The 24,830-nt window shown below is 70.9% G+C and carries 25 protein-coding genes; 9 read left to right on the forward strand and 16 right to left on the reverse strand.

The genetic code is table 11. The annotated features are described in order from the left end of the window. Positions 1–368 precede the first annotated feature (368 nt). The 4 genes from HCA58_RS16185 to dut form a co-directional block, all read right to left on the reverse strand. Positions 369–1,091 (reverse strand): DUF3159 domain-containing protein, encoded by a 723-nt coding sequence (locus tag HCA58_RS16185; RefSeq protein ID WP_169598675.1) that lies wholly within the window; start codon positions 1,089–1,091, stop codon positions 369–371. 31 nt (positions 1,092–1,122) lie between these two features. Continuing rightward, a complete protein-coding gene (locus HCA58_RS16190; protein ID WP_169598790.1) occupies positions 1,123–1,503 on the reverse strand; it encodes an OB-fold nucleic acid binding domain-containing protein in 381 nt (126 codons plus the stop codon). 152 nt (positions 1,504–1,655) lie between these two features. Then, on the reverse strand, positions 1,656–2,342 hold the full coding sequence (locus tag HCA58_RS16195) for a DUF3710 domain-containing protein (protein ID WP_169598676.1): 687 nt from the start codon (positions 2,340–2,342) through the stop codon (positions 1,656–1,658). Then, positions 2,339–2,869, reverse strand: a complete 531-nt coding sequence (gene dut / locus HCA58_RS16200; RefSeq protein ID WP_169598677.1) for a dUTP diphosphatase — start codon at positions 2,867–2,869, stop codon at positions 2,339–2,341. The genes HCA58_RS16195 and dut overlap by 4 nt, the downstream gene beginning before the upstream one ends. Positions 2,870–2,955: 86 nt before the next feature. Here dut and HCA58_RS16205 point away from each other — a divergent pair, with 86 nt between their 5' ends. Continuing rightward, positions 2,956–3,447 (forward strand): DUF3093 domain-containing protein, encoded by a 492-nt coding sequence (locus tag HCA58_RS16205; protein WP_169598678.1) that lies wholly within the window; start codon positions 2,956–2,958, stop codon positions 3,445–3,447. Positions 3,448–3,510: 63 nt separating this feature from the next. Here the strand turns inward: HCA58_RS16205 and HCA58_RS16210 are convergent, their stop codons facing one another. Then, entirely contained in the window at positions 3,511–4,275 is a 765-nt protein-coding gene (locus HCA58_RS16210) for a hypothetical protein (protein WP_169598679.1), read from the reverse strand. 142 nt (positions 4,276–4,417) lie between these two features. After that, positions 4,418–4,714 carry a DUF4193 domain-containing protein gene (locus tag HCA58_RS16215; RefSeq protein WP_007075406.1) on the reverse strand — a complete coding sequence of 99 codons (297 nt, stop codon included), beginning with the start codon at positions 4,712–4,714 and terminating at the stop codon, positions 4,418–4,420. 429 nt (positions 4,715–5,143) lie between these two features. On the opposite strand from HCA58_RS16215, the gene HCA58_RS16220 reads away from it, so the two are divergent. After that, positions 5,144–5,659 (forward strand): LytR C-terminal domain-containing protein, encoded by a 516-nt coding sequence (locus HCA58_RS16220; RefSeq protein WP_346776013.1) that lies wholly within the window; start codon positions 5,144–5,146, stop codon positions 5,657–5,659. Between the two features lie 40 nt (positions 5,660–5,699). On the opposite strand, the gene HCA58_RS16225 is transcribed toward HCA58_RS16220, so the two are convergent. After that, the gene (locus HCA58_RS16225) at positions 5,700–6,521 is read right to left on the reverse strand and encodes an inositol monophosphatase family protein (RefSeq protein WP_169598681.1); all 822 of its coding nucleotides are present in this window, start codon (positions 6,519–6,521) and stop codon (positions 5,700–5,702) included. Between the two features lie 287 nt (positions 6,522–6,808). Between HCA58_RS16225 and HCA58_RS16230 the strand changes: the two genes are divergently transcribed. Then, positions 6,809–8,404 (forward strand): RNA polymerase sigma factor, encoded by a 1,596-nt coding sequence (locus HCA58_RS16230; protein WP_169598682.1) that lies wholly within the window; start codon positions 6,809–6,811, stop codon positions 8,402–8,404. A gap of 244 nt (positions 8,405–8,648) precedes the next feature. After that, positions 8,649–8,882: a hypothetical protein gene (locus HCA58_RS16235; protein ID WP_169598683.1), complete on the forward strand. Its 234-nt coding sequence runs from the start codon at positions 8,649–8,651 to the stop codon at positions 8,880–8,882. 114 nt (positions 8,883–8,996) lie between these two features. Here the strand turns inward: HCA58_RS16235 and HCA58_RS16240 are convergent, their stop codons facing one another. Both HCA58_RS16240 and HCA58_RS16245 read right to left on the reverse strand, forming a co-directional pair. Then, positions 8,997–10,730 carry a DEAD/DEAH box helicase gene (locus HCA58_RS16240; RefSeq protein WP_169598684.1) on the reverse strand — a complete coding sequence of 578 codons (1,734 nt, stop codon included), beginning with the start codon at positions 10,728–10,730 and terminating at the stop codon, positions 8,997–8,999. A 362-nt stretch (positions 10,731–11,092) separates the two neighbouring features. Next, positions 11,093–11,311, reverse strand: a complete 219-nt coding sequence (locus HCA58_RS16245) for a DUF3039 domain-containing protein (protein ID WP_169598685.1) — start codon at positions 11,309–11,311, stop codon at positions 11,093–11,095. Positions 11,312–11,399: 88 nt separating this feature from the next. Here HCA58_RS16245 and HCA58_RS16250 point away from each other — a divergent pair, with 88 nt between their 5' ends. Both HCA58_RS16250 and HCA58_RS16255 read left to right on the forward strand, forming a co-directional pair. Next, a complete protein-coding gene (locus HCA58_RS16250; protein ID WP_169598686.1) occupies positions 11,400–12,335 on the forward strand; it encodes a pseudouridine-5'-phosphate glycosidase in 936 nt (311 codons plus the stop codon). Next, positions 12,332–13,273 (forward strand): PfkB family carbohydrate kinase, encoded by a 942-nt coding sequence (locus tag HCA58_RS16255; protein WP_169598687.1) that lies wholly within the window; start codon positions 12,332–12,334, stop codon positions 13,271–13,273. Before HCA58_RS16250 ends, HCA58_RS16255 begins: the two co-directional genes overlap by 4 nt. 16 nt (positions 13,274–13,289) lie before the next feature. Here HCA58_RS16255 and HCA58_RS16260 read toward each other — a convergent pair whose 3' ends face one another. The 3 genes from HCA58_RS16260 to HCA58_RS16270 all read right to left on the reverse strand — a co-directional run bounded on the left by HCA58_RS16260 (position 13,290) and on the right by HCA58_RS16270 (position 15,760). Then, complete coding sequence (locus HCA58_RS16260; RefSeq protein WP_169598688.1) at positions 13,290–13,652, reverse strand: DUF3099 domain-containing protein; 363 nt, start codon at positions 13,650–13,652, stop codon at positions 13,290–13,292. Positions 13,653–13,774: 122 nt separating this feature from the next. Further along, a complete protein-coding gene (locus HCA58_RS16265) occupies positions 13,775–14,356 on the reverse strand; it encodes an HhH-GPD-type base excision DNA repair protein (protein ID WP_169598689.1) in 582 nt (193 codons plus the stop codon). Between the two features lie 183 nt (positions 14,357–14,539). Then, entirely contained in the window at positions 14,540–15,760 is a 1,221-nt protein-coding gene (locus HCA58_RS16270; RefSeq protein ID WP_169598690.1) for a S8 family peptidase, read from the reverse strand. A gap of 176 nt (positions 15,761–15,936) precedes the next feature. Between HCA58_RS16270 and HCA58_RS16275 the strand changes: the two genes are divergently transcribed. Both HCA58_RS16275 and dtd read left to right on the forward strand, forming a co-directional pair. After that, the gene (locus tag HCA58_RS16275; protein WP_346776009.1) at positions 15,937–17,421 is read left to right on the forward strand and encodes a methyltransferase; all 1,485 of its coding nucleotides are present in this window, start codon (positions 15,937–15,939) and stop codon (positions 17,419–17,421) included. Continuing rightward, positions 17,421–17,843 (forward strand): D-aminoacyl-tRNA deacylase, encoded by a 423-nt coding sequence (gene dtd / locus HCA58_RS16280; RefSeq protein ID WP_169598691.1) that lies wholly within the window; start codon positions 17,421–17,423, stop codon positions 17,841–17,843. The genes HCA58_RS16275 and dtd overlap by 1 nt, the downstream gene beginning before the upstream one ends. 109 nt (positions 17,844–17,952) lie before the next feature. Here the strand turns inward: dtd and HCA58_RS16285 are convergent, their stop codons facing one another. Beyond that, positions 17,953–18,741, reverse strand: a complete 789-nt coding sequence (locus HCA58_RS16285) for a sporulation protein (protein WP_169598692.1) — start codon at positions 18,739–18,741, stop codon at positions 17,953–17,955. Between the two features lie 253 nt (positions 18,742–18,994). Between HCA58_RS16285 and sigB the strand changes: the two genes are divergently transcribed. Next, positions 18,995–20,002, forward strand: coding sequence for an RNA polymerase sigma factor SigB (gene sigB, locus HCA58_RS16290; protein WP_169598693.1), 1,008 nt, complete (start codon positions 18,995–18,997; stop codon positions 20,000–20,002). Between the two features lie 85 nt (positions 20,003–20,087). Here sigB and HCA58_RS16295 read toward each other — a convergent pair whose 3' ends face one another. The 3 genes from HCA58_RS16295 to HCA58_RS16305 form a co-directional block, all read right to left on the reverse strand. Next, complete coding sequence (locus tag HCA58_RS16295; RefSeq protein WP_169598694.1) at positions 20,088–22,646, reverse strand: bifunctional GNAT family N-acetyltransferase/acetate--CoA ligase family protein; 2,559 nt, start codon at positions 22,644–22,646, stop codon at positions 20,088–20,090. Between the two features lie 28 nt (positions 22,647–22,674). Next, positions 22,675–23,856 (reverse strand): acetoin utilization protein AcuC, encoded by a 1,182-nt coding sequence (locus HCA58_RS16300; RefSeq protein WP_169598695.1) that lies wholly within the window; start codon positions 23,854–23,856, stop codon positions 22,675–22,677. 87 nt (positions 23,857–23,943) lie between these two features. After that, positions 23,944–24,807, reverse strand: coding sequence for a sulfurtransferase (locus HCA58_RS16305; protein ID WP_169598696.1), 864 nt, complete (start codon positions 24,805–24,807; stop codon positions 23,944–23,946). Positions 24,808–24,830 lie beyond the last annotated feature (23 nt).

Raw genomic sequence — 24,830 nt, forward strand, 5'->3', positions numbered from 1 at the left:
AGCCCCTCAGCCCCACAGCCGCCCGCCGAACCACCGATCAGCCAGCCCAGCGACTACCCCCTTCACGCCAACCAACGAGCCGTCAACACACGGGCTGAACAGACCACCGACCGATCGACCCGCGTTTAACACCAGTCACCTAGGGCGAGCTGATCAGCGCCCGATCAGCGCTGGCGGTCGGTGCCCACTGCGCGTAAGCCGCCACAGCGGTACCGCGTACGGAGCTGGTGCCGGCCGGCCCGGTTGGTCTCGACGGCACGTGCGAGCACCACCAGCCAGAACGTGAAAGCAGAGTGAACATCGGTTCGGAGGTGTCGGGGCCGCTCATCGGGACAGCCCCGGCACCTCCGCCCGCACCTGGCGGTAGCTCAGCTCGCCAGCGGATCCGCCCGGCGCTCCCGGGCCACCCGCCGCACCACCCAGACCGTGATCAGCAGAAGCAGCACGTACGGCGGATAGCCCAGGGCCAGCCGGGCCACCCCGAGGGCGGTCTCCATGTCGGCGGCGGCGGCCTCGTCGCCGAGCTGGTCGAATCGGCGGGCCGCCAGGTAGATGGCGGCCTGCACACCCACCTTGGCCAGCCAGACCGCCCCCCAGAGCACGGTCAGCCTGGTGAAGGTGCGGACGAGCAGCGGGTCGTCTCGCCACTGGGAGCTGCCCTTGGCCACCAGCACCGACCAGATCCAGCCGACCAACGGTTGCCGGATCACCGCCGAGACCAGCAGCGCCAGGCCATAGCCGATGCCGTAGAGGATCCCTGGCAGGTAGAAGTCGCGGGCGTCGCCGGTACGCCAGGCGATGGCCGCGCCGATCCCGATGCCGAACAGGCCGTTGACCGCATGCCGCACCGGCCGGCGCTGCGCCAGCCGCAGCCCGCCGATCAGCAGCGCCACCGTCACCGACGCGATCACGGCAGGGCGCAGCCCTGCGATGACGTTGGCGATCACGAAGACCACCACCGGGATGCTGGACTCGGCCAACCCCCGCCAACCGCCGAGCTGGTCGGCCATCTGCTCGGCGACGGTGGGCAGTCGTTCCTCGTCCGCCGGCCCGGTCTCCGGCTGGGTCGCCGGCTGTTGTCCGGTCGTCATCGCCCGCTGTCCATCCGCAACGCCCGCAGCTTCACTTCGACGGCTCCAGCTCGTAGTACGGGTTGTAGATCACCTTGCGGTCGTCGCGCACCGCGATCCGCCCCCGGGCGGTCAGGTGCCGGCCCGGCTCGATGCCGACGATGTGCCGCCGCCCGAGCCAGACCAGGGTCACGACGTCACTACCGTCGTAGAGGTCCGCCTCCAGCGCCGGCAGGTTCGTCCGAGGGGTGTAGACCACGGTACGCAGCCGGCCACTCACCGACACCACCTGCCCCCGCCCACATTGCAGCATCGGGACCGCGCCACAGCGGGCGCTGTCCCGCTGCAACTGCTGCGCCTCTATCTCCGCCTCGCTCGCGGTCAGCCGTCGCAGCATCCGCCGCAGCGAACCCCGACCCTCGTCGGTGGTCATCAGCTCCGCGTCACCCTCTCCACGCCGGCCGGCACCGTAAGTCACCGCCGCCGCACCACTGCCGCAACGGCACCCGCCAGCGTACGCCGGACCAAACGCTCCCGGCGCACCAGGAAGTGCCCAGCGGGTGGGCCGGGCACGCAGCCGACCGGTCAGCGTTTACCGGGCGCCGGCACCGTGTCGGCCTGTCCGGCGGCCGGGTCGGACGCTGCGGCCTGCTCGCCTACCTCGCGTGGCAACCGCAACGGCAGCGGCTCGCGTACCGGCTTGGCCTCCACACCCCGGTCGACGACCAACCCGTCGAGGCAGTGGGCCAACGGACCGGCAGCGGACGGATCGGTGGCCGCCGCACCCTGGTAGACCGCGCGGACCATCCAGCGCGGGCCGTCGACGCCGACGAACCGTAGGTCGGTCAGGCCGTCCTCGGTGCGTACCCGGGCATGCAACTCGGTGCCGTACTCGCCGGTGACCTCCTGCGCGGCGGCGCCGTCGGTGAACAGCGACTGACGGATCTCCTCACGTACCTCGTCCCAGATGCCCTCGGAGCGCGGGGCGGCGAAGACACCGAGCTGCAGGGCGCTCTGGCCGTGCACCAGCACGACCTGCTGGACCACCCCCTGCTGGTCGGCCTGCACCCGCACCTCGACCTCGGGCACCGCCGGGATCTGGAGGCTGCCCAGGTCGAGCCGCTGCACCCCGGCCGGGGCCTCAGTGACGTCGTACGGCCCACGCGCCGGCTCCACCGGGCCCGACGGGGTGCCCTCGGTGGTCCCGGCCACGTTCGTGGCCCGCTCGTCATGGGCGTGCCGTCCCGCGGCCCGCTTTCGGGAGAAGATCACTGCGTCCAACCTCCGCTGTTCGCACTCACGGTGCCCTCTTTTCCGTTCGCGCCGTCCGTGGCCGGCGGCGGTACCAGCCCGGCGTGCCCGCCGGTGGAGCCGTGCCCGCCGGTCCCTCGTCCGGACGCAGGCAGCTCGGCCACCGGCTGGAAGATCGCCCGCTCCACCCGCTGCACGATCAGCTGCGCGATCCGGTCGCCGCGGGAGATCCTCACCGACGCGGTCCGATCGTGGTTGATCAGGTTGACCATGATCTCACCCCGGTAGCCGGCGTCGACCGTACCGGGCGCGTTGAGTACCGTCACGCCGAGTCTCGCGGCGAGCCCCGATCGAGGATGGACCAGTCCCACGTACCCCTCGGGCAGGGCGACCGCCACACCGGTCGGCACCAGCGCGCGATCCCCGGGTGACAGCTCCACGTCGGTGGCCGCCACCAGGTCGGCACCGGCGTCACCGGGGTGGGCGTACGTCGGCATCGGCAGCTCCGGGTCGAGCCGCCGGACCTGCACGGGCACCACGTCCGTCACGATGTCCCTCTTTCGTCCGTTCCGCTGGGGGTGACCCTGTCATCCTGCCCGGTGCCCGGGCGCCGCCGCGCCGTACCCTGGCACGAGTGAGCCGGTCATCGTCACCTTCGTCCGTCTCGGCGCCCCAGGGTTACGCCGAACGGCTGCGACTGCCCTGGTGGTTGTGGCTCGCGGGGCTCGTGGCCGCCGCCGTGATCGCAGTGGAGGTGTGGATGGGCGGGGCCGGCGTCCGCGCCTGGCTCCCGTTCGCGGTGCTGCTGCCGGCCGCTGTCGCCGGGCTGGCTTGGCTGGGTCGGATCCGGGTCGCGGTGACCGACGCGGAGTTGCTTGTCGACGACGCCCGGCTGCCTGTCCGGTTCGTCGCGGATGCCGTCGCGCTCGACGCCGACGGACGGCGCGAGGTGCTCGGTGTCGGTGCCGATCCGCTGGCGTTCGTCGTCCAACGCCCGTGGATTCCCGGTGCCGTCCAGGTCGTCCTGGACGATCCGGCCGACCCCACGCCGTTCTGGGTGGTCAGTTCCCGGCACCCGGTCGAGCTGGCCGAAGCCCTGCTGGCCGCCCGCGACGCGGCACGCTGATCGGAGCTGGCACCGGGCGACCGTAGTTGCGGTCGGCCTCGGTGGGGCTGGCGCAGCCTGCGGTCACGACGGGCCGGGCAGGCTGCGCCGTTGCCGTCGCAGGTCGACGCGGAGCTGGTCGGCCAACGTCCGGGTGGCCCTGCGGTTCAGGTAGCTCGCCACCGCGGCTCCGGTGAGGAAGGGGCCCAGCGTGGTGAGGTTACGGCCGAAGCGCTTGAGCAGGGTGTCCCGCAGTTCGTTGCGGGCGGCCGTGCCCAGTACGGCGCCCACCCCGACGCCCGGCATCATCGGGTTGACCCCGCGCTGACTGGCCCAGGCCTGCACCAACGCGATCGTCCGTTCGGTGCCGCCGGCTGGCAGTGGTACGCCGTAGACCTCGTGCAGCTCGCCTGTCAACTTCAGCTCCACCGCCACCACCGCGACCGTTTCGGCGGCGAGCAGTACCGGCGCGGACAGCAGGGTCGGGGTCACGGTCCACTGCACCGCCGAGGCTCCCCCACCGGCAGCGCCGACTCCTGCCGTCGCCCGGGACGCGTTGCGGACCAGCCGGTCGGCCAGTTCCTCGTCGGTCAGCCCGGGGAAGTGTCGATGCAGGGTGGCCAGGTCGCGGACCGGTACGTGCGGGGCGATCTCCGCGACCGTGTCCACCATCCAGCGCAGCGCGGCCCTCGGTTTGAACAGGTCGCCGATCCCCCGGGCCCGAGCCTGCCCGACCAGCCGGGTGAGCAGCTGACGCCGTCTCGCCGGCTCGATCTCGTCGGCGGTGAGTGCCGCGACGGTCTGCCCCAGCTCGTCCCGGCCGCCGGCCGGCCTGTCGTCATCGTTCATGACCGCACCACGGCGTCGAGCCCGCCGATTCGCTCGCTCATGGCTGTCGAGTCAACCAGGTCGCGCGGCATTGCGCTCGCCGAGCCGGGCGGCGGCGACTCCACTGGGGAGTCGCCGCCGTGGTCGTGGTCGTCGCCTGCGGTCAGACGCACTCTCGGCAGATCAGCTCGCCGTTGCGTTCCACCGCGAGCTGGCTGCGGTGGTGCACCAGGAAGCAACGGGCACAGCGGAACTCGTCCTGCTGCATCGGTAGCACCTTCACCGTCAGTTCCTCGTCGGCGAGGTCGGCACCGGGCAACTCGAAGCTCTCAGCCACTTCGGCCTCGTCGACGTCCACGGCGCCCGACTGCGAGTCGACACGCCGGGCCTTGAGCTCTTCCAGGCTGTCCTCGCCGAGGTCGACCTCGTCGCGGCGCGGAGCGTCGTAGTCGGTGGCCATCGGTTTCACTCTCCCATTTCGATGTTGTCGCTTCCGGTTGTAACGCCGGACGACGCTGTTTCGGTTCCGCTGGCCGTCTACCGTTAGTGTCGGCCACCTGACCCGACGACCGCTCGGACCAGACCGCCAGAGGATCTCCCCGGCGAGCGCGGAACCCTACCCCCCCTTTGGGCGAGGCATGTATACCGCCCTCGTGGCTGAGATGTACGCCCCTGCACGGGAAGTTGTTCCCAATGTGACTCAGGCGACACGAAGATAGGGGTAGTACTACCCCGTTCGCCGGTGGCGCGCCGGCATGTCGGACTGTTTCCACGCGACGGTCGGACACCCGTTAACCTCAGCGGCGTACCCGGCGGCCGACGGAACGGCCCGATCGCCGGCCGCCGCCACCCACCACTGCCCGGGAGTGCCCTGATGAGCTTTGCGCGAGTGCGAGCACTCGTTGTCGTCGGCATGCTGGCGGTGGTCGCCCTGGTGTTCGTGATCGTGGCCCTGGTCCGGGACACCCAGAGTAATGCCGGCATCGGCGAGGGTTGTCCGGACGACTGGCCGCGCGCCGACGTCACCCTGCGCGATCACAAAGATGTGAAGATCAACGTGCTGAACGGCACGGACCGCCCTGGGCTGGCCGCCGACGTCGGGGGCGACTTCCGCAACCGCGACTTCCAGGTGCAGGAGGAAGCCACCCAGAAGAAGAAGATCGACGATGTGGCGGTCCTGCGGTACGGGCCGAAGGGAGTCGGCTCGGCGCACCTGCTGCGGGCGTACTTCCTCGGCAACGCCGGGTTGGAGTACGACCCCGAGCGGGAGGACGACGTCGTCGACGTGGTGCTGGGCGGCAGCTTCCAGCAGTTGGCCACCACCACCGAGGTCAACCAGTCACTCGGCGATCTGGGTGCCCCGGTCGCTCCGCCCGGCTCCTGCCCGATGCCGGTCGACGGCTGACATCCGGGCCGCCGGGTGGCCGTACGGACATTCGGCGGCGTCAGGGGCCGCCTGAGGCGTCCAGGGCGGCCAGCCGGTCATGCAACGCGTCGAACAGTGCTGGTGGGGCCGCGATGACCAGCTCCGGCCCCGGGGGCAGCCCGTTGAGCCCACCGACCCGAAGACCGGCCTCGGTAGCCACCAGCGCGCCTGCGGCCTGGTCCCAGACGGCCAGGCCCTTCTCGTAGTACGCGTCGGCCCGCCCCTCGGCGACCAGGCAGAGATCGATGGCGGCGGCGCCGAGGCGGCGGATGTCGCGAACGTGCGGGATCAGTTCGGTGAGCACCCGGGCCTGGTGGACCCGTCGGGCGGCAGCGTAGCCGAAACCGGTGATCACCAGCGCGTGACCGAGATCGGTCTCGGCGGAGCAGCGCAGCCGTCGACCCTCGCGCCAGGCACCCCCGTCGACGGTTGCGGTCCACTCCTCGCCGGTGTGGATGTTCCGCACCACACCGGCCACCACCTCGCCGTCCACCTCGGCGGCGATCGACACCGCGCAGTGCGTCAGGCCGTACAGGTAGTTGACGGTGCCGTCGATCGGATCGATGATCCACCGTACCCGGGAACGGTGGTCGTCGTCGCCCGCAGCGGCCCCGTACTCCTCACCCAGCACGGTGTCGGCTGGTCGCAGCCGGCGCAGTTCGGCGGTGATCTGTCGCTCCACGGCCCGGTCGGCCGCGGTCACCACGTCGGTGACGGTGCTCTTGGTCGCCGCGACGGAGACTCCCTCGGTGCGCATCCGGAACGCGGTGGCCGCCGCGTTCCGGGCCACCTCGATCGCGATCTCCAGCAGCTGTGGTGGCGGTGGCGCCGAGCGCTCCATTTCCGTTCCCTTCCCGCACGGCCAGGTATCCGGCTTTCGTGCGGGTATCATCCTTACAAAGTCCAAAAGCGCACCGAATCGGTGGTCCCGGCCGTCGATCAGCCGTGCGGCGCAGGATGATCGCTGCAGACGGCGTTACAATTCACCCCTGCCCACGCGCCACGGGCCGCCCGACAGCCGGCCGGCCCGGGACACGGGGGTTCCTCAACCACATCGCCCGGTGCGGTGCCCCATGCTGCATCGGACGAACCCGGCCGTGCTCGCTCTTCGCCTCCGGAAGGTCATTCGTGACAGAACCCCGCCAGACCGGCGCCGACGTTCGCTCGCTCACCGACACCTTGATCGCCCACGCGCAGAGCGCTGGCGGCCAGCTCACGTCGGCCCAGCTCGCGCGCACCGTCGAGTCAGCAGAGGTGACTCCGGCCCAGGCCAAGAAGATCTTGCGCGCGCTCTCCGACGCCGGGGTGACCGTCGTGGTCGACGGCTCGGCCAGCACCCGCCGACGGGTCGCCGCCGCCCGGTCCGCCACCCCCGCGTCCCGGGCCACCACCGCCAAGACCACCAAGAAGGCAGCCGCCGCACCCGCACCCAAGCAGGCGCCCGCAGCCGACGAGGCACCGGCACCCGCGCCACGGAAGGCGACCTCACGCAGGGCTTCCGGTCCCGCTGCGGGTGTGGCTGCCGATACCGTCGCGCCGGCGAAGAAGTCCACCCGAGCCACCAAGGCCACCGTGGCTGCCGCGGCGAAGCCGGCCAAGGGCGCCGAGGGTGAGACCGCCGACGGCGAGGTTAATCCCGAGGAACTCGCCGCAGAGATCGAGGATGTCGTGGTCGAGGAGCCGGCGGAGCTGGCCCAGGCTGCCGCGGCCGACGCGGCGAGCTCCGCCACCGACAACGACTTCGAGTGGGACGACGAGGAGTCCGAGGCGCTGAAGCAGGCGCGCCGGGACGCCGAGCTGACCGCGTCGGCGGACTCGGTCCGGGCCTACCTCAAGCAGATCGGCAAGGTTCCGCTACTCAACGCCGAGCAGGAGGTGGAGCTGGCCAAACGGATCGAGGCCGGGCTCTACGCCGCAGAACGGCTACGGGCGGCCGAGGAGGGCGAGGAGAAACTCGTCCGGGACATGCAGCGTGACCTGCTGTGGATCTCCCGAGACGGCGAGCGGGCCAAGAACCACCTGCTGGAGGCGAACCTCCGCCTGGTCGTTTCGCTGGCGAAGCGGTACACGGGTCGGGGCATGGCCTTCCTCGACCTCATCCAGGAGGGCAACCTCGGCCTCATCCGCGCCGTCGAGAAGTTCGACTACACCAAGGGCTACAAGTTCTCCACCTACGCCACCTGGTGGATCCGCCAGGCCATCACCCGCGCCATGGCCGACCAGGCCCGCACCATCCGCATCCCGGTCCACATGGTCGAGGTGATCAATAAGCTGGGCCGGATACAGCGCGAGCTTCTTCAGGACCTGGGCCGGGAGCCCACCCCGGAGGAGCTGGCCAAGGAGATGGACATCACACCGGAGAAGGTGCTGGAGATCCAGCAGTACGCCCGGGAGCCCATCTCGCTCGACCAGACCATCGGTGACGAGGGCGACAGTCAGCTCGGCGACTTCATCGAGGACTCGGAGGCCGTGGTCGCCGTCGACGCGGTCTCGTTCTCCCTGCTTCAGGACCAACTTCAGCAGGTGCTTCAGACGTTGTCCGAGCGTGAGGCCGGTGTGGTACGTCTGCGTTTCGGGCTCACCGACGGGCAACCGCGCACCCTGGACGAGATCGGTCAGGTCTACGGGGTGACCCGCGAGCGGATCCGGCAGATCGAGTCGAAGACGATGTCCAAGCTCCGGCATCCCTCCCGCTCCCAGGTGCTCCGCGACTACCTCGACTGATCCGCAACCGTCAACCGATCGTGCCGTTTTGGTCACTTGGTGTACAAGGTCGGATGGTGATCAGGTGGTTGCACGAATGTGATCGTTGACGTGGCACCCTGGGTGCACGGCACACTGTCCGTGCCGGGTGTGACCTCGGTCCCCCGGGGGCACACAGGGAAGGCGAGGCCCGACAAGGGTGTTGCACGATAGGTGACCAAGACCGAAGAGAGTGTTCATCGGTGACGACCAGAGGAGGAAGGCGATGACCCCGACCCTCACGCCGCCGCCCGAAACGGTGAGCCCCCCGGCCGCCGATGAACGGTGCGACCGCTGCAATGCCGCCGGCAAGCTCCGGATCACCCTGGCGGGTGGCAGTGAGCTGGTGTTCTGTGGACACCATGCCAACAAGTACGCCGAGGATCTAGTCAAGATCACTGTGCGGTACGCGACGGATCCGGAGTTCACCTGGCGCGGCGCCGACCTGCTGGCCAACTGACGGTCCAGTAACCCACATAAGCCGGCCGGAGACGTCCACAGGACGTCTCCGGCCGGCTACGTGTACCCGTGCGCCACTCGTCCCCTACCGCTTTCGCAGAGCGGGTCGGGACGATCAGAGGGTCTGCACGGTGGCGATGCGTTCTTCGAGTTGTTCGATCGTCGCCTGGGCGCTCGGAGGTCCCCCACAGATCCTGCGCAGCTCGGCGTGGATCTTTCCGTGGGGCTGGCCGGTACGGTGGTGCTGCGCGGCGACCAGAGCGTTCAGTTGCCGGCGTAGTGCCACCCGCCGCTGGGCGGCGCTCATCGGTGGCGGCGGTGCGGGCGCGGGTACGGTGGCCGGATCGGTCCGCCGCTCGGTCGCCCGACGTCGCTGGGCGGCGAGTTGTTCTGCCTGCCGCTTGGCGAGCAGCGAGGCCACCTGTTCCGAGGTGAGCAGCCCCGGCAGACCCAGGTACTCCTCCTCCTCGGGAGTGCCGGCGTGGGCGGCGGTCCCGAACGAAGCCCCGTCGAAGATCACCTGATCCAGCTCCGCCGTGGCGGACAACGCGGCGAAACGCTTCTCCAGTTCACCGCTGGCCTGCTCGTCGCGTTGGGCCCGGTCCAGCAGTTCGTCGTCGAAACCTTCACGGTCCTTGGGTTTGCCGAGTACGTGGTCCCGCTCGGCTTCCATCTCGCTGGCCAGGCCGAGCAGATGCGGCACGCTGGGCAGGAAGACCGACGCGGTCTCCCCCGGTCGTCGGGCCCGAACGAAACGCCCGATGGCCTGCGCGAAGTACAACGGGGTGCTGGCACTCGTCGCGTACACACCGACAGCCAGCCGGGGGATGTCCACGCCTTCGGACACCATCCGCACCGCGACCAGCCACCGTTGCTCGGACGCCGCGAAGTTCGCGATCCGGGCTGAGGCGCCCGCGTCGTCGGAGAGCACCACCGCTGCCCGCTCTCCCGTCACCTGCTCGATGAGCCTGGCGTACGAGCGGGCCGACTGCTGGTCGCTGGCGATGACGAGCCCACCCGCGTCGGGCATGCCCGCCTCCCGCAGTACGGTCAGCCTGGCGTCTGCCGCCCGCAGCACCTGCGGCATCCAGTCGCCCGCCGGATCCAGGGCGGTACGCCAGGCCTGGGCGATCAGATCCTGCGTCATCGGTTCGCCCAACCGGGCCGACAGTTCCTCTCCGGCGTTGGTCCGCCAGCGGGTCTCCCCCGAGTAGGCCAGGAACAACACCGGCCGCACCACACCGTCACGCAACGCGTCGCTGTAGCCGTACACCGAGTCGGCTCGGGAGCGGAGCAGACCGTCGCCGCCCCGCTCGTAGCTGACGAACGGGATGGGGTGGTCGTCGGACCGGAACGGGGTGCCGGTGAGCATCAGTCGGCGTACGGCGGGTTCGAAGGCTGCCTTCACTCCGTCGCCCCAGGTACGCGAGTCTCCGGCGTGGTGAATCTCGTCGAGGATGACCAGGGTCCGCCGGGTCATGGTGCGCCGCCGGTGCACCTGGGGTGCCATCCCGACTTGGGCGTAGGTGACCACGGCACCGTGGAAGTCGGCCGAGGAGTGCAGGTCCGCGTTGCGGAAGGCGGCGTCGAGCTGGATGCCCACCCGGGCCGCCGCCTCGGCCCACTGGGTCTTCAGGTGCTCCGTCGGCGCGACCACGGTGACCGCGTCGACGCTGCCGTCGGCGAGCAGTTCGGCGGCGATCCGCAGGGCGAAGGTGGTCTTTCCGGCGCCAGGGGTGGCGACGGCGGTGAAGTCGTCGGCCCGACGGCGTAGGTACTCCACCAGCGCCTTGCGCTGCCAGGCGCGCAAAGACGGGAACGTCTCCAGCACCGGCGTGCGGACTGCCACGCGTTCGCTCCTCTCCGGCCACCCGGGATGGCCCGGCCACAGGCCCGGACCGGGGGCCGGGGGCGCGGCGGTCGCCGCACGAAAATGCCTCCGCGCAGCCGAGCGGCGAAGGCCGACTCAGCATAACCAGCGACCGCCGTGCCGCCCACGCGACGCCACACCCGTCGCGGGGATGCCGCCGGCCGGTTCCGCCGCCGGGGTACGGCGACGAGACCGTCGACCGTCGAAGAGGTCGAGCCGCTGGGGTACCGCCGCGCATACGCCGGGGGCGGGGAAGACCACGACTCCGCCAGGTCAGCCGAGACCTGGGCGGTGGAGGTGGTCACCGCCGCAGGTCAGGCGAGCGACCGGGTGGGAACGCTTCACTCGCGGTACGAGTCGTAGATCTCCTTGCACTTCGGGCAGACCGGCGAACCCGGTTTGGGTGTCTTCGTCACCGGGAAGGTTTCCCCGCACAGCGCCACGACGAAGGTGCCCATGACGGCACTTTCAGCGATCTTCTCTTTCCGGACGTAGTGGAACATCTCCGGACCAGTGTCGGCGTCCTTCAGCTCGGGACGTTCGAGGACCTGTGTAGTCACGTCTGCACCTCCGACCGACAAGTCTGGCAGGTCACCCTCAGCCGGTCCACCTGAGGTGACCCGCTCGTTGGGCGTACGGTGAGCGGTTGTGACGGACTTTCATCTTCGCTACGGCACCGAGGTGGCCCAGGCACTGCGCGAGCAGGGTCCGGTGGTCGCCCTGGAGAGCACTATCGTCTCGCACGGACTACCCCGACCGGACAATCTCCGAGTGGCCCGGCAGATCGAACAAGCCGTCCGGGACGCCGGCGCGGTACCGGCCACCATCGGCATGATCGCCGGCGAACTGGTGGTCGGTCTCGACGACACCGAACTGACCCGGCTGGCCACCGCCGACGGGGTGACCAAACTCTCCGTACGCGACCTCGCTCCGGCAGCCGCCACCGGAGCGGACGGAGCGACCACCGTGGCCGCGACCAGTGCGGTGGCGGCCACGGCGGGAATCGGCCTGTTCGCCACCGGCGGGCTCGGCGGGGTGCACCGAGAGGCAGCGCAGACCTTCGACGAGTCCGCCGACCTGGTCACCCTGGCGCGTACACCGATCGCGGTGGTCTGTGCCGGGGTCAAGTCGATCCTCGACGTGGGCGCCACCCTGGAACGGTTGGAGACCCTCGGCGTGTCCGTGGTCGGCTACCGGTCCCGCCGCTTCCCCGGCTTCTTCGTCACCGACAGCGGCTTCGACCTCGACTGGTCGGTCGACTCCCCCGAGCGGGTCGCCGACGTGCTGGCCGCCCGCGGGCAGCACCGGGCACACCACGGTGGGCTGATCGTCGCCAACCCGCTACCAACCGACGAACAGCTCGATCCGGACCTGCACGACCGTACGCTCACCGAGGGCCTCGCCCTGCTGGAACGCGACGGGGTCACCGGTAAGGCCGTCACGCCGTACCTGCTGTCCCACTTCCATTCGGCGACCCAGGGCGCCAGCCTCGCGGTGAACGTCCGGATCATCCTGCGTAACGCGGACCTGGCCGCCCGGATCGCGGTCGCCGCCGCCCGGCGTCACGCCGTTGCGTCGACGTGACCGAAACCGGGACCGGCGACGCGTCGCGTCGCGCAGGCAACGGCACCTCCGGCCGCGTCCTGGTCGTCGGTGACGTGGTCACGGACGTGGTGGCGGTGCTCTCCGGCCCGCTGGCGCCCGGCTCCGACACCCCGGCGGCGATCAGGTCCACCGGGGGCGGACAGGCGGCCAACACCGCCTCCTGGCTGGCTGCCCAAGGCGTACCGGTGACCCTCGTCGGCGCCGTCGGTGACGACGACGCCGGCCGTGACCGGGTGGCCGAACTGGTCGCCGCCGGGGTGGACTGTGTGGTGCAGCGGGTCGCCGGGTCCGCCACCGGCACGGTCATCGTGCTGACGGCGGGCAACGAACGCACGATGATCACCGAGCGGGGGGCGAACGCCCGGCTGCGTCCCGACCACGTGGACGCGGCGTTGGCCGATGCGCCGGACGCGACGCATCTGCACCTGTCCGGGTACGCCCTGCTGGACGCGGACTCACGGCCGGCCGGGCGGCGAGCGCTGGCTGGCGCCCGGGAACACGGCCTCACCACGAGTGTCGACGCGGCCTCTGCGGCACCGCTGCGGGCGGTCGGGCCGGCGACCTTCCTGAACTGGGTACGCGACGTCGACCTGCTGCTGGTCAACGTCGACGAGGCGACAGTGCTGGCCGGTGCGATGGAACCGGCGGCGCAGGGCAGGGCGCTTGCCGCGGTGGCCCGCCGGGTGGTGGTCAAGTGCGGCGGTGCCGGCGCGGTCTGGGCCGACCGGAACGCCACGGTCGTCACCTCGTCGGCACGTCGGGTGGCGGTGCGGGATGTGACCGGAGCGGGCGACGCCTTCGCGGCGGGCCTGCTACGCGCCTGGCTGGCCGGGGCGACATGCGATGCCGCCCTGGCCCGGGCCGCTGGCCTCGGTGCCGCAGCCGTGGCGCAGGTCGGTGCCCGCCCGGCAGGGTGACCGCCGCTCCGGTGGATCAGGGCTCCGCGTCGATGATCTTGTGCGGTCGCTCCTCGGCGGCCACGCTCATCGGCGGCGGCGCCGCCTCGGTGGCCGAGCGCGACGAGAAGCGGTTGGCCAAGCGGTGGTGCTCCTTGGGCGGCCGGTCGTTCGCCAGCAACACCGCGAGCCACGGGATGAGAACCATTCCCAGCGCGACCAGAGGCAGCCAGAGCCAGAGCAGCGGTGCCTGCACGCCGACCAGGATCGCGCCGAGGATCACACAGACGACGCGGACACCCATCATCACGACGTAACGCCGCTGCCGGCTGGTCAGTTGATCATTCTGGCTGCGCGCGGCGTCGGTAATGAGAATCGGCTGATAAGCCTGCCGCTTCACCCGTCTCACCTCCTCCGGGGGTCGGATTCCCATCCTGCCACCGCAACCGGGCGGGCGACGAGGTTCGTGACCACGGGCTTCGTCACGCAGGGTGCGCTGGGCCACCTGGGCTGACAGCCCGGTCAGTCTCCGCTCGCACCAGACTTCGCTGCCGCCTTCATCTGCTGCTTGTAATCCCGTACGAGGCGAAGCGACTCGGCATCGGTCACATCGGCGACGGACCGGTGAGCACCCGCATCACCGTAGTGTCCGGCCGCCTCCCGCCACCCCGGCGGCTGCACCCCGAACCGTTTACCGAGCAGCGCAAGGAAGATCTGGGCCTTCTGCCGACCGAATCCGGGCAGAGCGGTGAGCCGCCCAAGCAGATCACCGCCGTCGGTCGGGTCCGCCCAGAGCTGGGCGGCATCACCGTGGTAGCGCTCGACCAGCACTCGGCACACCTCCTGCACCCGGGCCGCCATCGCCTTGGGAAAGCGGTGCAGCGCAGGTGGCTGCGCGAAGACGCCCACCAGGGCCTCCGGGTCGAAGCCGGCGAGCTCTGCGGCGTCCAGATCGTGTCCGAGCCGCTGAGCCAGCACGTACGGTGAGGAGAATGCCTTCTCCATCGGAACCTGCTGGTCGAGAACCATGCCGATCAACAGGGCCAAGGGATCGCGGGTCAGGAGCCGGTTCGCCTCCGGGTCAATGGGCAGTGCGAGCGTCATGCCCACATCCTGCCCTCACCCGGCGTCGGGGCGGGCGCCGACACCCATCCCGGGGTTGTCCGTCCGGGCACGGCGCGAGCTGCTGCCTGACGCGCCGGCACCGCTTTGGGCCGCCGACGCGCGACACGACACGGCCCGGCGGTCGGTTGGTGCCGTCCGCCGGGCCGATCGATCAGTCGGGGGTCAGTTGACCACGAACAGCAGGCGGTTCGGCGAGCCGGTGCCCGCGCTGGTCACCACGCCGGTGGTGGCGTTGTTGATCAGGTAGCTCTTGACCTGCGCCGGCGTGTAGGACGGGTTGGCGCCCAGCACCACAGCGGCTGCGCCCGCCACGTGTGGCGAGGCCATCGAGGTGCCGCTGAGCGTGCTGGTGGCGCTGTTGCTCGTGTGGTACGCGGACAGCACGCTGGAGCCCGGCGCGAAGATGTGTACGCAGGAGCCGTAGTTGGAGAAGGAGGAGCGGGCGTCGGTGCTGGTGGTCGAGCCGACAGTGATCGCGGTCGAGGTCCGGGCCGGCGAGTAGTTGCAGGCGTTGGCGTTCGAGTTTCCCGCTGCGACCGCGTAGCTGACACCGGAGGCGATCGAGTTGGCCACGGCGTTGTCGATGGAGGTGCTGGCGCCGCCACCCAGGCTCATGTTCGCCACGGCCGGCTTGACCGCGTTGGCGGTCACCCAGTTCACGCCGTTGACCACGCTGGTCGTGGTGCCGCCACCGGAGCAGTTGAGCACCTTCACCGCGACCAGACTTACGCCCTTGGCCACACCGTAGGTCGAACCACCGACGGTGCCGGCGACGTGGGTGCCGTGACCGTTGCAGTCGGTGTTGTTCCTGTCCACCGTGTTGGTGCCCCAGGTGGCCCGGCCGCCGAACTGGGTGTGGGTGGTCCGGATGCCGGTGTCGATGATGTACGCCCGTACGTTCGAAGCGGTGTTCGGGTAGGTGAAGGTACCGCTGAGCGGTCGGTTCCGCTGGTCGATGCGGTCCAGACCCCAGGTCGGGTTGGTCTGGGTGGCCTCGATCGAGATGGCTTGGTCCTGCTCCACGTAGGCCACGGCCGGGTTGGCCGCGAGCCGGGCCGCCTGGGTGGCGGTCATCTTGGCCGCGAAGCCGGTCAGCGCGGCACTGTAGGTGTCGGAGACGCTGCCTCCGTACCTCTTGACCAGGGCGGTCGCCCGGTTCGGTACGGCCGATCGGGCCGTCGACGAACCAGCGACACCGACGGCGTCGGCGCGCAGGACAACCAGGTAACTACCGCTTACCGCGTTCGACGCGCCGGCGTGACGGATCTCGCCGGTGGGTGCGGCGACCGCCGCGGTGGTGCCGGCCGCCGAGACGGCCGCCGCGGTGGCGACGACGGCGAGCGCCCGGATGAGCTGCCGCCGCGCGGTGGACCCTGAGGACATCGTGCCTCCCTTACCTGGGCGGCCGACCGGGCTTCTGGCCGGTTGGTCCGCACCCTGGACTGAGTTGGCATGAGACTAACGGTAGATCGATGGATATAACAAAGATTTCCTTCGATTGATTGGCAATGTCACGGCCAGTGGTCCACGAAGCCGGTGCCACCAGGCAGGATGATGGTGTGGACGGACACGACATGCTGCTCTCCCCCGCCGGGGTCGAAGCCCTGCGGACCGCGTTGACCCGGGCCGCCTTCACCGCCAACGGCATCGCCGAACGGCTCGGCGCCCAGGCCACCGGTGGGGCTGCCCGCAACGACTTCCGGGCCGCGCTGCGCGCCACCACCGACCAGGATCCACTCGCCACCCTGATCCGGATCTTCATCTGCGAACAGACCGAGCCGGAGGCCGCCGTCGCCGCCGCGCTGGCTCCGCTGCCACTCGCCGACGCACTCGACGCCGGACTTGTCGAACGACACGGCGACGGGCTGCGGATGGGACTGGATCTGGAGCCGTACGGCGACGACTGGTGGGTTCTCGCGGACGTGCCGGCCAGCGCTCGACCAGGCCGCCCGCTACACGCCGAACACGTGCTCGGCATCGGCGGCGCCACCCAGACGATGATCGGGGCAGCCGTACGGCGACCGGTGGACAGCGCACTGGACCTGGGTACCGGCTCGGGCGTACAGGCACTGCACCTGGGCACCCATGCCCGCCGGGTCACCGCCACCGACGTGTCCCGCCGGGCGTTGCGCTTCGCCGCCACCACCGCCGCCCTCAACGGCCAGGACTGGGAACTGCTACACGGTGACCTGGTGGCTCCGGTAGCCGGCCGGCGTTTCGACCTCGTGGTGAGCAACCCGCCCTTCGTGGTCGGACCGGGCACCACCACCCACGTCTACCGCGACTCCGGTCGGGTCGGCGACACGATCGGTGCCGAACTGGCCGCCGCCGCCACGGGCCTGCTCACCGAGGGCGGCACCATGCAGTACCTCGCGAACTGGGTACACGTGGCCGGTGAGGACTGGGACGAGCGGGTCGCCGGCTGGTTCACCGGCACCGGCCTGGACGCCTGGGTCGTCCAGCGTGAGGTCGCCGACCCGATGGCGTACGTCAACCTGTGGCTCACCGACGTCGGGGAGGCCACGGACCCGCAGCGAATGGCCGACTGGCTCGACTGGTTCGACGCGCACAAGGTCGAGGCGATCGGTTTCGGCATCGTCTCGCTGCGTCGAAGCGGCCACGACGACCCGGTGCTGCGGGTGGAGGATCTGCGCCAGCGGGTGCAGCCACCGATGGGTGATCGGATCGCCGACTGGTTCGACCGGCAGGACTGGCTGCGACGATACGACACCGAGGGCCTGCTTGCCGCGCGTTACCGCGCCGCCGACGGGCTCCAGCTGCACCAGGAGGCGACGATGAGCTCCGACGGCTGGAGCGTGGACCGGCAGGTCCTCGCCCTGCGCGACGGGCTGCGCTGGAGCGAGGAGATCGACCCGCTGGTACTGGCCCTGGTGGGCGGGTCCGACGGGCGGTTGCCGCTGCGGGACCAGTTGGCGTTGCTCGCCGTCGCCCACGACGTCACCACCGGGGAGTTGGCCGAAGCCGCCGGTCCGATCGTGGCGCATCTGGTGGAACGGGGCTTCCTCACGCCGGTGGTCGGCTGATGCGGGCGGTGGTGCAGACCGTCGACCGGGCCAGCGTCACCGTCGACGGCGAGGTGGTCGGCGCGGTCCGCGACGGACTGCTGGTGCTGCTCGGTGTCACCCACACCGACACCCCGGAGACCGCCCGGACAATGGCCCGCAAGGTGTACGAGTTGCGCATCCTGGATGATGAGCGGTCGGCAGCGGAGGTGGCTGCGCCGATCCTCGTGGTCAGCCAGTTCACCCTCTACGGTGATGCCCGCAAGGGCCGCCGACCGACCTGGACCGCAGCGGCCCCCGCCGATGTGGCGGAGCCGCTCGTCGACGAGATGGTCCGGGCGCTACGCGAGCGCGGCGCAGCTGTCGAGACCGGCCGGTTCCGCACACACATGCTCGTCGAGAGCGTGAACGTCGGCCCCCGGACCATCCTCCTCGACCTCTAGCGCAACCACTGGTCGCACGCCTCACTCGAAGCCCCTGCGGTGCCAACCCCGACGCAACTGAAGGGTGCGGCTCCGCAACTGCCGCCGGGACACGGCGCGGGACCGCAGTTCAGCCGAAGAGGCCGCGACGTTGCAGCGACTGGCGGAGCCAGCCGTCGAGCTGAGCGGTGAAGTCGGCGTCGGCCGCCGAGGCGTGCTCGACGGCGAAGCGACCGAAGACGTCGCGGCCCTCGGTGAAAAGCCCGCCCCGCTTGTCCAGTTCCAGTACCACCTGCACCTGCCGGGGGTCGGTCACGAAGGTGACCTCCAACTGCTTCATCGCCCCCGCGTACTGCGGTGGCGGATAGAACTCGATCTCCTGGTAGAACGGCAGCGTCTGGTGGACACCGTAGATGTGCCCGCGCTCCACATCGGCTCGCGAGAACCGGAAACCGAGCCTCAGCAGCGCCTCCAACAGTCGCTCCTGGGCCGGCAGCGGATGCACCGCCACCGCGTCCAGGTCACCCTTGTCCACGGCACGGGCCACTTCCAGTTCGGTACGCAGACCCATCGTCATACCGTGCAGGTGCTGCCCGTACAGCTCGGTGAGCGGGGTCTCCCACGGCACGTCGAACCGGAACGGGATGTCGTAACGCTGTCCCGCCTCCAGCCGGAACGGACCGGTGACCTGCTGGCGTTGGAACTCCTGATTGGTGGTGTACTCGTTGTCGCCGCTCTCCACCTCCACCCGGGTAAGCAGTCCCAGGGCCACGTAGGACACGTCGACCCCGTGGTCACCACCGGTGACCGCGATGCTGCCCTCCAGGTGGCCGCCCGGCCGGCAGTTCGGGTTCGACAGCACCGTCTCCACCGACGGGCCACCGACCCCCATCGCCTGCATGAGCCGCTTGAACACCACTGATGCCTCCGTTGCTCGATCGCCCGCACCCGGGCTGGTGAGCCGGCCCTACAGCCGACCGCTGGCACCGTAACCGGCCCCGACAAGCCGAGCCGACCGAACCGCCGGGTCACCCCGCGCCGAGTACCGACTCAGCGACTGTCGGTTCCCCGATCGCCTCACTCCCGTTTCACGCCCCGACCGCCAAGCTGTTTGTCACCGGCGGAACTGGCCGGCGGACACGGCACGGACGTGGACACGGGGAGAAACTGGAATGGCCCAGCAGATGATGGAGCACCGGACGCACGCCGGCATCGAGGCGGAGCACGGCGTCGACACCCTGACCGATCTGGACGCCACCGACGAGCGCGGCGTCTCCACCGACCTGGTCCGGGCATATTTGAACGGAATCGGTCGGACGAAGCTACTCACCGCCGTGCAGGAGGTGGACCTGGCGAAGCGGATCGAGGCCGGCCTGTTCGCCGAAGAGAAGTTGCGCACCTGCACGCCGGTCTCCGAAGAGCTACGCGCAGACCTGGAACTGGTCGCGCGACAGGGCCGGGCAGCCAAGGACCACCTGTTGGAGGCGAACCTGCGCCTGGTGGTGAGCATCGCCAAGCGGTACACGGGTCGGGGCATGGCCTTCCTCGACCTCATCCAGGAGGGCAACCTCGGCCTCATCCGCGCCGTCGAGAAGTTCGACTACACCAAGGGCTACAAGTTCTCCACCTACGCCACCTGGTGGATCCGCCAGGCCATCACCCGCGCCATGGCCGACCAGGCCCGCACCATCCGCATCCCGGTCCACATGGTCGAGCAGGTGAACCGGATGGTCCGCGCTCGGCGGGAGTTGGCGGTGTCGCTGGGTCGGGAGCCCACCGTCGCCGAGGTCGCCCGTGCACTCGACGTACCGGAATTCCAGGTCATCGAGCTGATCTCGTACGACCGGGAGCCGGTGAGTCTGGACCAGACCGTCGGCGAGGACGGTGAGAGCGCACTCGGTGATTTCGTCGCCGCCGACCCGACCGTCGGGCCGGGTGAGGCCACCGCCCAGGGCGAACTACGCAACGACGTGAGCATCGTGCTGGCCACCCTCTCGCAGCGCGAGCAGGCCGTGATCCGGCTGCGGTTCGGCCTCGACGACGGACGGCAGCGCACCCTGGACGAAGTCGGCCGCGAGTTCGGCCTCTCCCGGGAACGGATCCGCCAGATCGAGAAGGTGACGCTGCTCAAGCTGCGTGCCCCGGAGCGGGCGCAACGACTGGAGGCGTACGCCTGCTGAGGCGAGCTTCCCGCCTATCGGTCCCCGGCGGTACCGCCGGGGACCGATAGGCGGTTACGCGAAGCTGTCGTGGTCGCCTTTCCTTTCACAAGCGGCGGGGGCCGGTGTCGGGTCGGGGGACGTCGGCCGAGCCGACCCGCACGTCCGCGTGCAGTACCGACAGACCATCGGGCCGGGCGAGCACCGGATTCAGCGTCACCGCCCGGACCCGGGGCTGTTCGTCGGCGAGGCGACCGACCCGCAGCAGCAGGTCGGCCAGAGCGGCACGGTCGACAGGTGCGGCCCCGCGATGACCACGGAGCAGAGGGGCCGCCCGGGGCGCGTCGACAAGCTCGGCGGCGTCCCGGTCGGTCAACGGTACGGCCCGCCACGCCCGGTCGCCGAGTAGTTCCGTGGCGACCCCACCCAGACCGAAACCGACCACCGGGCCGAACGCCGGATCCTCGACCAGTTCCACCACGCAGGCCACCCCCGGCGGCACCATCGGCTGCACCAGGACGTCGGCGCCGAAGGTGGCCACCAGCTCCGTACCGGCGCGACGCACGGCGACGGAGTCTGGCAAATCGAGGCGGACCGCACCAAGGTCGAGGCGATGCCGTAGCCCCGCTGCGGCGGCCTTGAGCGCCACCGGGAATCCGAGCCGGGCGGCAACCTCGACGGCCTCGTCGACCGTGCCGGCCGGCACCGACTCGACCACGTCGATGCCGTAGGCGGCCAGCAACGCCGTCACGTCGGTGTCGCCGGCACGTAGCGCCGCCTGTGCCGCAGCAGCGTCGATGTCGGGAAGTTCCGGGGACGCTCCGGTTGGCCGGCGAAGCCACTGTGCGTACGCGGTGACCCGAGCCAGTGCCCGCACCGCCTCCTCAGCGCTCGGGTAGGAGGGCATCCCGGCCGGTGCACCGCCGACGAGGAAGGTGGCCACCGTCGGCTTGCCGCCGGACAGGGCTGCGGGCAGAGCCGCGGTGAGGTCGGCTTCGGTGCCGGTGAACTGGCCGGGCAGCGGCGGAGCGAAGAGCGCCACCAGTGCGTCGACCGCGTCGTCGGCGGCGGAGACCGCCAGTGCGTCGGCGAACTCGGCCGCGCTGGCCCTCGGCCCGACGTCCCGCGGGTAGCCGTCGGCGACGGTGAGCCCCTGGGCCGCGCAGGCAGTCGCCGCCAGCCCGGTCAGCGCCGAGGAGTTGCCCACCACGCCGACCCGGTCACCGGTTGGCAGCGGCTGGTTGGCCAACAGCACCCCGACGTCGAGCAGTTCGCTGACGGTGTCCACCCTGATCACTCCGGACTGAGCGAACAACGCGCTGACCGCGGTGGCATCCGGGCCGGTCAGATCAGCCGGGCCAGCCGGACGGGCGGGTGAGGCCAATGCCACGACCGGCTTGTCGCGGCCGATCCGCCGGGCCAGCCGGGCGAACTTGCGCGGGTTACCGAAGGTCTCCAGGTACAGCATGATCACGTCGGTGCCGGGGTCGTCCCGCCAGTACTGCAACAGGTCGTTACCGGAGATGTCGGCCCGGTTGCCGGCCGAGACGAAGCTGGACAGACCGAGCCCACGCCGGTCCGCCTCGGCCAGCAGCGCCACACCGAACGCGCCGGACTGACTGAAGATGCCCACCCGCCCCGGCACCGGCAGGCGCGGGGCGAGAGTGGCGTTGAGGCGTACCGCCGGGTCGGTGTTGGCCACCCCCAGACAGTTCGGGCCGATCACCCGCATGCCCGCAGCGTGGGCCGCGCGGACGAGGGCCCGCTGCGAAGCGGCACCGTCGACACCGGCCTCGGCGAAGCCTGCGGAGATCACCACCAGGCCGTGTGTCCCGGCCGCCGCGGCGTCGGCGACGACCGCTGCCGCGGCGGCCGGGGGCACCGCCACCACCGCCAGGTCGACCGGCAGCCCGGCGTCGACCGCCGACCGGTACGCGGGCAGACCGGCCACCCGTACGGCGGCCGGGTGCACCGGAACCACCGACCCGGTGAACCCGCCGTCGCGCAGGTGGCCGAGCACCGCCGCCCCTACGCCTTGACCGGTGGCACTGGCACCGTAGACGGCGACGCCACGTGGGGCGAGCAGCCGGGCGATGGACCGTGCCTCGGTACGGTGTTCCCGGCCGCGCTGCACCTCGAGGGTCGCCTCGGTGGGGATGATCGGGAAGCTGAGGTGCACCACCCCGTCGGCGAACTGACGCTGGATCTGGTAACCGAAGTCGGCGAAGACCCGCAGCATCTGCCCGTTGGCCGGAAGTACCTCGGCCACGAAGTTGACGATTCCGGCCCGTCGCGCGGCGTCGGCGAGATGCTCCATCAGCACCGAGCCGATGCCCCGCCCCTGGTAGGCGTCCTCGACGACGAATGCCACCTCGGCGTCGGGCCCGGCCGGGCCGAGCCGTTCGTACCGGCCCACGGCGACGATCCGGTCGCCGGCCGAGATGACGAACGCCTCCCGGTCGCGGTGGTCGACGTTGACGAAGCGGTGCAGATCCCGCTCCGGGATCCGTGGGTACGGCGAGAAGTAGCGTAGGTAGCGGGTGCGCTCGGAGAACCGGGAGTGCATGGCCACGATCTCGGGCGCGTCGGATGGATCGATCGGCCGCAACTGGACGGTGCTGCCGTCGCTGAGCAACACGTCCACGGCTGGTTCGGCTGTGGTCACCTCGGACGGCCCTCCCCTACCGGCTCAGTCAGTCACGCGGATCGTGGGGATCGAGGCCGAGCAGCGGGAAAACCGCCCTGCGGGTCGCCGCGACGGCTCGGTCCACGGGGCTCGGCTCCCCCGTCGGCTGCCACGGTTCGTACCCCGGGTCGACGTCGTCGGTCATCCGTAGCGGCACGTCGAAGCCGGGCCGCCGGGCCGCGGCCAGTTGCCGCCAGGCGGGCGGGGTCAGCGTCGCCGGGTCCAGCGGCAGGCCGGTGGCCACCGCAAGTAGGTGCGTCCAGGCTCGGGGAACCACCTCGACCAGGGCGTACCCGCCACCGCCGGTGGCCACCCACCGTCCGTCGCAGAGTTCGTCGGCCAGCGCCCGCAGCGCGAGGTAGGTGACGCGCTGCCCGTCCACCGTCAGGTGCAGGTCGGCGAGGGGGTCGCTTCGGTGGGCGTCCGCCCCGCACTGGGTGAACAGCAGTTGTGGGCGGAACGCCCGCAGCACCGACGGTACGACCGCGTGGAAGGCACGCTGCCAGCCGGCGTCGTCGGTGCCGGGCGGCAACGGGATGTTGACCGCGGTACCCGCAGCGTTCGGACCGCCGGTCTCGTCCGGGAAGCCGGTGCCCGGGAACAGGGCGAGCGGGGTCTCGTGCAGGCTGACGGTCAGTACCCGGGGGTCGTCCCAGAAGATCTGCTGTACGCCGTCACCGTGATGCACGTCGACGTCGACGTACGCGACGCGCTCGGCGCCCAGGTCGAGCAGGCGGGCGATGGCCACCGCCGGGTCGTTGTAGACGCAGAATCCGGCAGCCCGGGCGGGCATGGCGTGGTGCAGGCCGCCGGCGACGTTCACCGCCCGTCGGGCCGTACCCCGCCACACGGCCTCGGCTGCGGTCACGCTCGCTCCGGCGACAAGCGCGCTGGACTCGTGCATCCGGTCGAATACGGGATTGTCCGAAGTGCCCAGACCGAACCCGGCGAAGAGCGGGTCGCGGGGCGCGATCCGGACGGCGTCCAGGTAACGCGGGTCGTGTACCCGGGTGAGCAGGGCATCGTCGGCGGGTGCCGGCGCCACCAGCCGCACCCCGGCCCGTTGCAGGACGCCCAGTTCCCGCGCCAGGGCGATGGTCAACTCCACCCGGACCGGATCGAGTGGGTGGTCACCGAGGTCGTAGGCGAGCAGCGACTCGTCCCACACCACCACCGTGTCGTCGGACATCTGCCAATGGTCGCACGGGGGCAGGTCGGCGGCCCGGCGACCGGCTCGCCGGGGGTGAGTTGACGGCGAGCTGACCCGCTCGGCGGGTCAGGCGTCGGGTGGCACCGCCGTCAGGCCGGTGACCACCGGTCGGTCCGGGTCGGCGACCCAGTTGCTCCAGGAGCCGACATAGAGCGCGGCGTCCGTGCGGCCGGCCAGGTGCAGCGCGAGCACGGCCTGGGCCGCGGTCACGCCCGAGCCGCAGTACGCCCCGACGGGTACCTCGTCGGTCACGCCGGCCGTCTCGAAGCGGTTCCGCAGGGTCTCGCCGGCCGGGAAGCGGCCCTGGCTGACGTACTCGGGTGCGGGCAGGTTCACCGCGCCCGGGATGTGACCGGCGACCGGGTCGATAGGTTCGTGCTCACCCCGGTAACGCGGTGCGGCCCGTACATCGATCAGGACACCGTCCCCGGCCGCCAGACGGGCGGCAGCGGCGGCGTCCAGCACCGGCAGGGCCCCGGGTTCCACTGTCACGTCGCCCGGCGCCACGGCGGGTTGGTCGGTGCCCACCGGGAGGCCGGCAGCCGTCCAAGCCGGGTAGCCGCCGTGCAGCAGCCGGACCGGTCGGTGCCCCGCCCAGCGAAGCGTCCACCAGGCCCGGGCCGCGGACATCCCGTCGCCGCCGTCGTACACCACCACCGGATGAGCGGCCCGTACGCCGGCCGCGCGCAACGCCGCCTGCAGTGCGGCCGGTTCGGGGAGCGGGTGCCGTCCGGCCGGGCCGGGTGGGCCACAGAGCACGGTGTCGAGGTCGACGAAGATCGCACCCGGTAGGTGCCCGGCCAGGTAGTCGTCCCGCCCGGGCGATCCGACCAGACGCCATCGCACGTCCAGCAGGGTGGGCGGGTCCTCGCCGTCGAGCTCGGCGGCGAGCCGCCCTGCCTCGACCAGAAGTGTTTCGGTGGCGGACATGGCGCCAGTCAACACCATGAGTG

Origin of the sequence: Micromonospora sp. HNM0581, assembly GCF_012726175.1 — a bacterium.
In the GTDB taxonomy this organism is placed as follows: Bacteria; Actinomycetota; Actinomycetes; order Mycobacteriales; family Micromonosporaceae; genus Micromonospora.

Excerpts from the sequence above, each read along its gene's own strand:
- HCA58_RS16185 (WP_169598675.1), bottom strand. The coding sequence starts at position 1,091 with ATGACGACCGGACAACAGCCGGCGACCCAGCCGGAGACCGGGCCGGCG.
- HCA58_RS16190 (WP_169598790.1), bottom strand. The coding sequence starts at position 1,503 with ATGACCACCGACGAGGGTCGGGGTTCGCTGCGGCGGATGCTGCGACGG.
- HCA58_RS16210 (WP_169598679.1), bottom strand. The coding sequence starts at position 4,275 with ATGAACGATGACGACAGGCCGGCCGGCGGCCGGGACGAGCTGGGGCAG.
- HCA58_RS16215 (WP_007075406.1), bottom strand. The coding sequence starts at position 4,714 with ATGGCCACCGACTACGACGCTCCGCGCCGCGACGAGGTCGACCTCGGC.
- HCA58_RS16225 (WP_169598681.1), bottom strand. The coding sequence starts at position 6,521 with ATGGAGCGCTCGGCGCCACCGCCACCACAGCTGCTGGAGATCGCGATC.
- HCA58_RS16235 (WP_169598683.1), top strand. The coding sequence starts at position 8,649 with ATGACCCCGACCCTCACGCCGCCGCCCGAAACGGTGAGCCCCCCGGCC.
- HCA58_RS16265 (WP_169598689.1), bottom strand. The coding sequence starts at position 14,356 with ATGACGCTCGCACTGCCCATTGACCCGGAGGCGAACCGGCTCCTGACC.
- HCA58_RS16270 (WP_169598690.1), bottom strand. The coding sequence starts at position 15,760 with ATGTCCTCAGGGTCCACCGCGCGGCGGCAGCTCATCCGGGCGCTCGCC.
- dtd (WP_169598691.1), top strand. The coding sequence starts at position 17,421 with ATGCGGGCGGTGGTGCAGACCGTCGACCGGGCCAGCGTCACCGTCGAC.
- sigB (WP_169598693.1), top strand. The coding sequence starts at position 18,995 with ATGGCCCAGCAGATGATGGAGCACCGGACGCACGCCGGCATCGAGGCG.
- HCA58_RS16300 (WP_169598695.1), bottom strand. The coding sequence starts at position 23,856 with ATGTCCGACGACACGGTGGTGGTGTGGGACGAGTCGCTGCTCGCCTAC.
- HCA58_RS16305 (WP_169598696.1), bottom strand. The coding sequence starts at position 24,807 with ATGTCCGCCACCGAAACACTTCTGGTCGAGGCAGGGCGGCTCGCCGCC.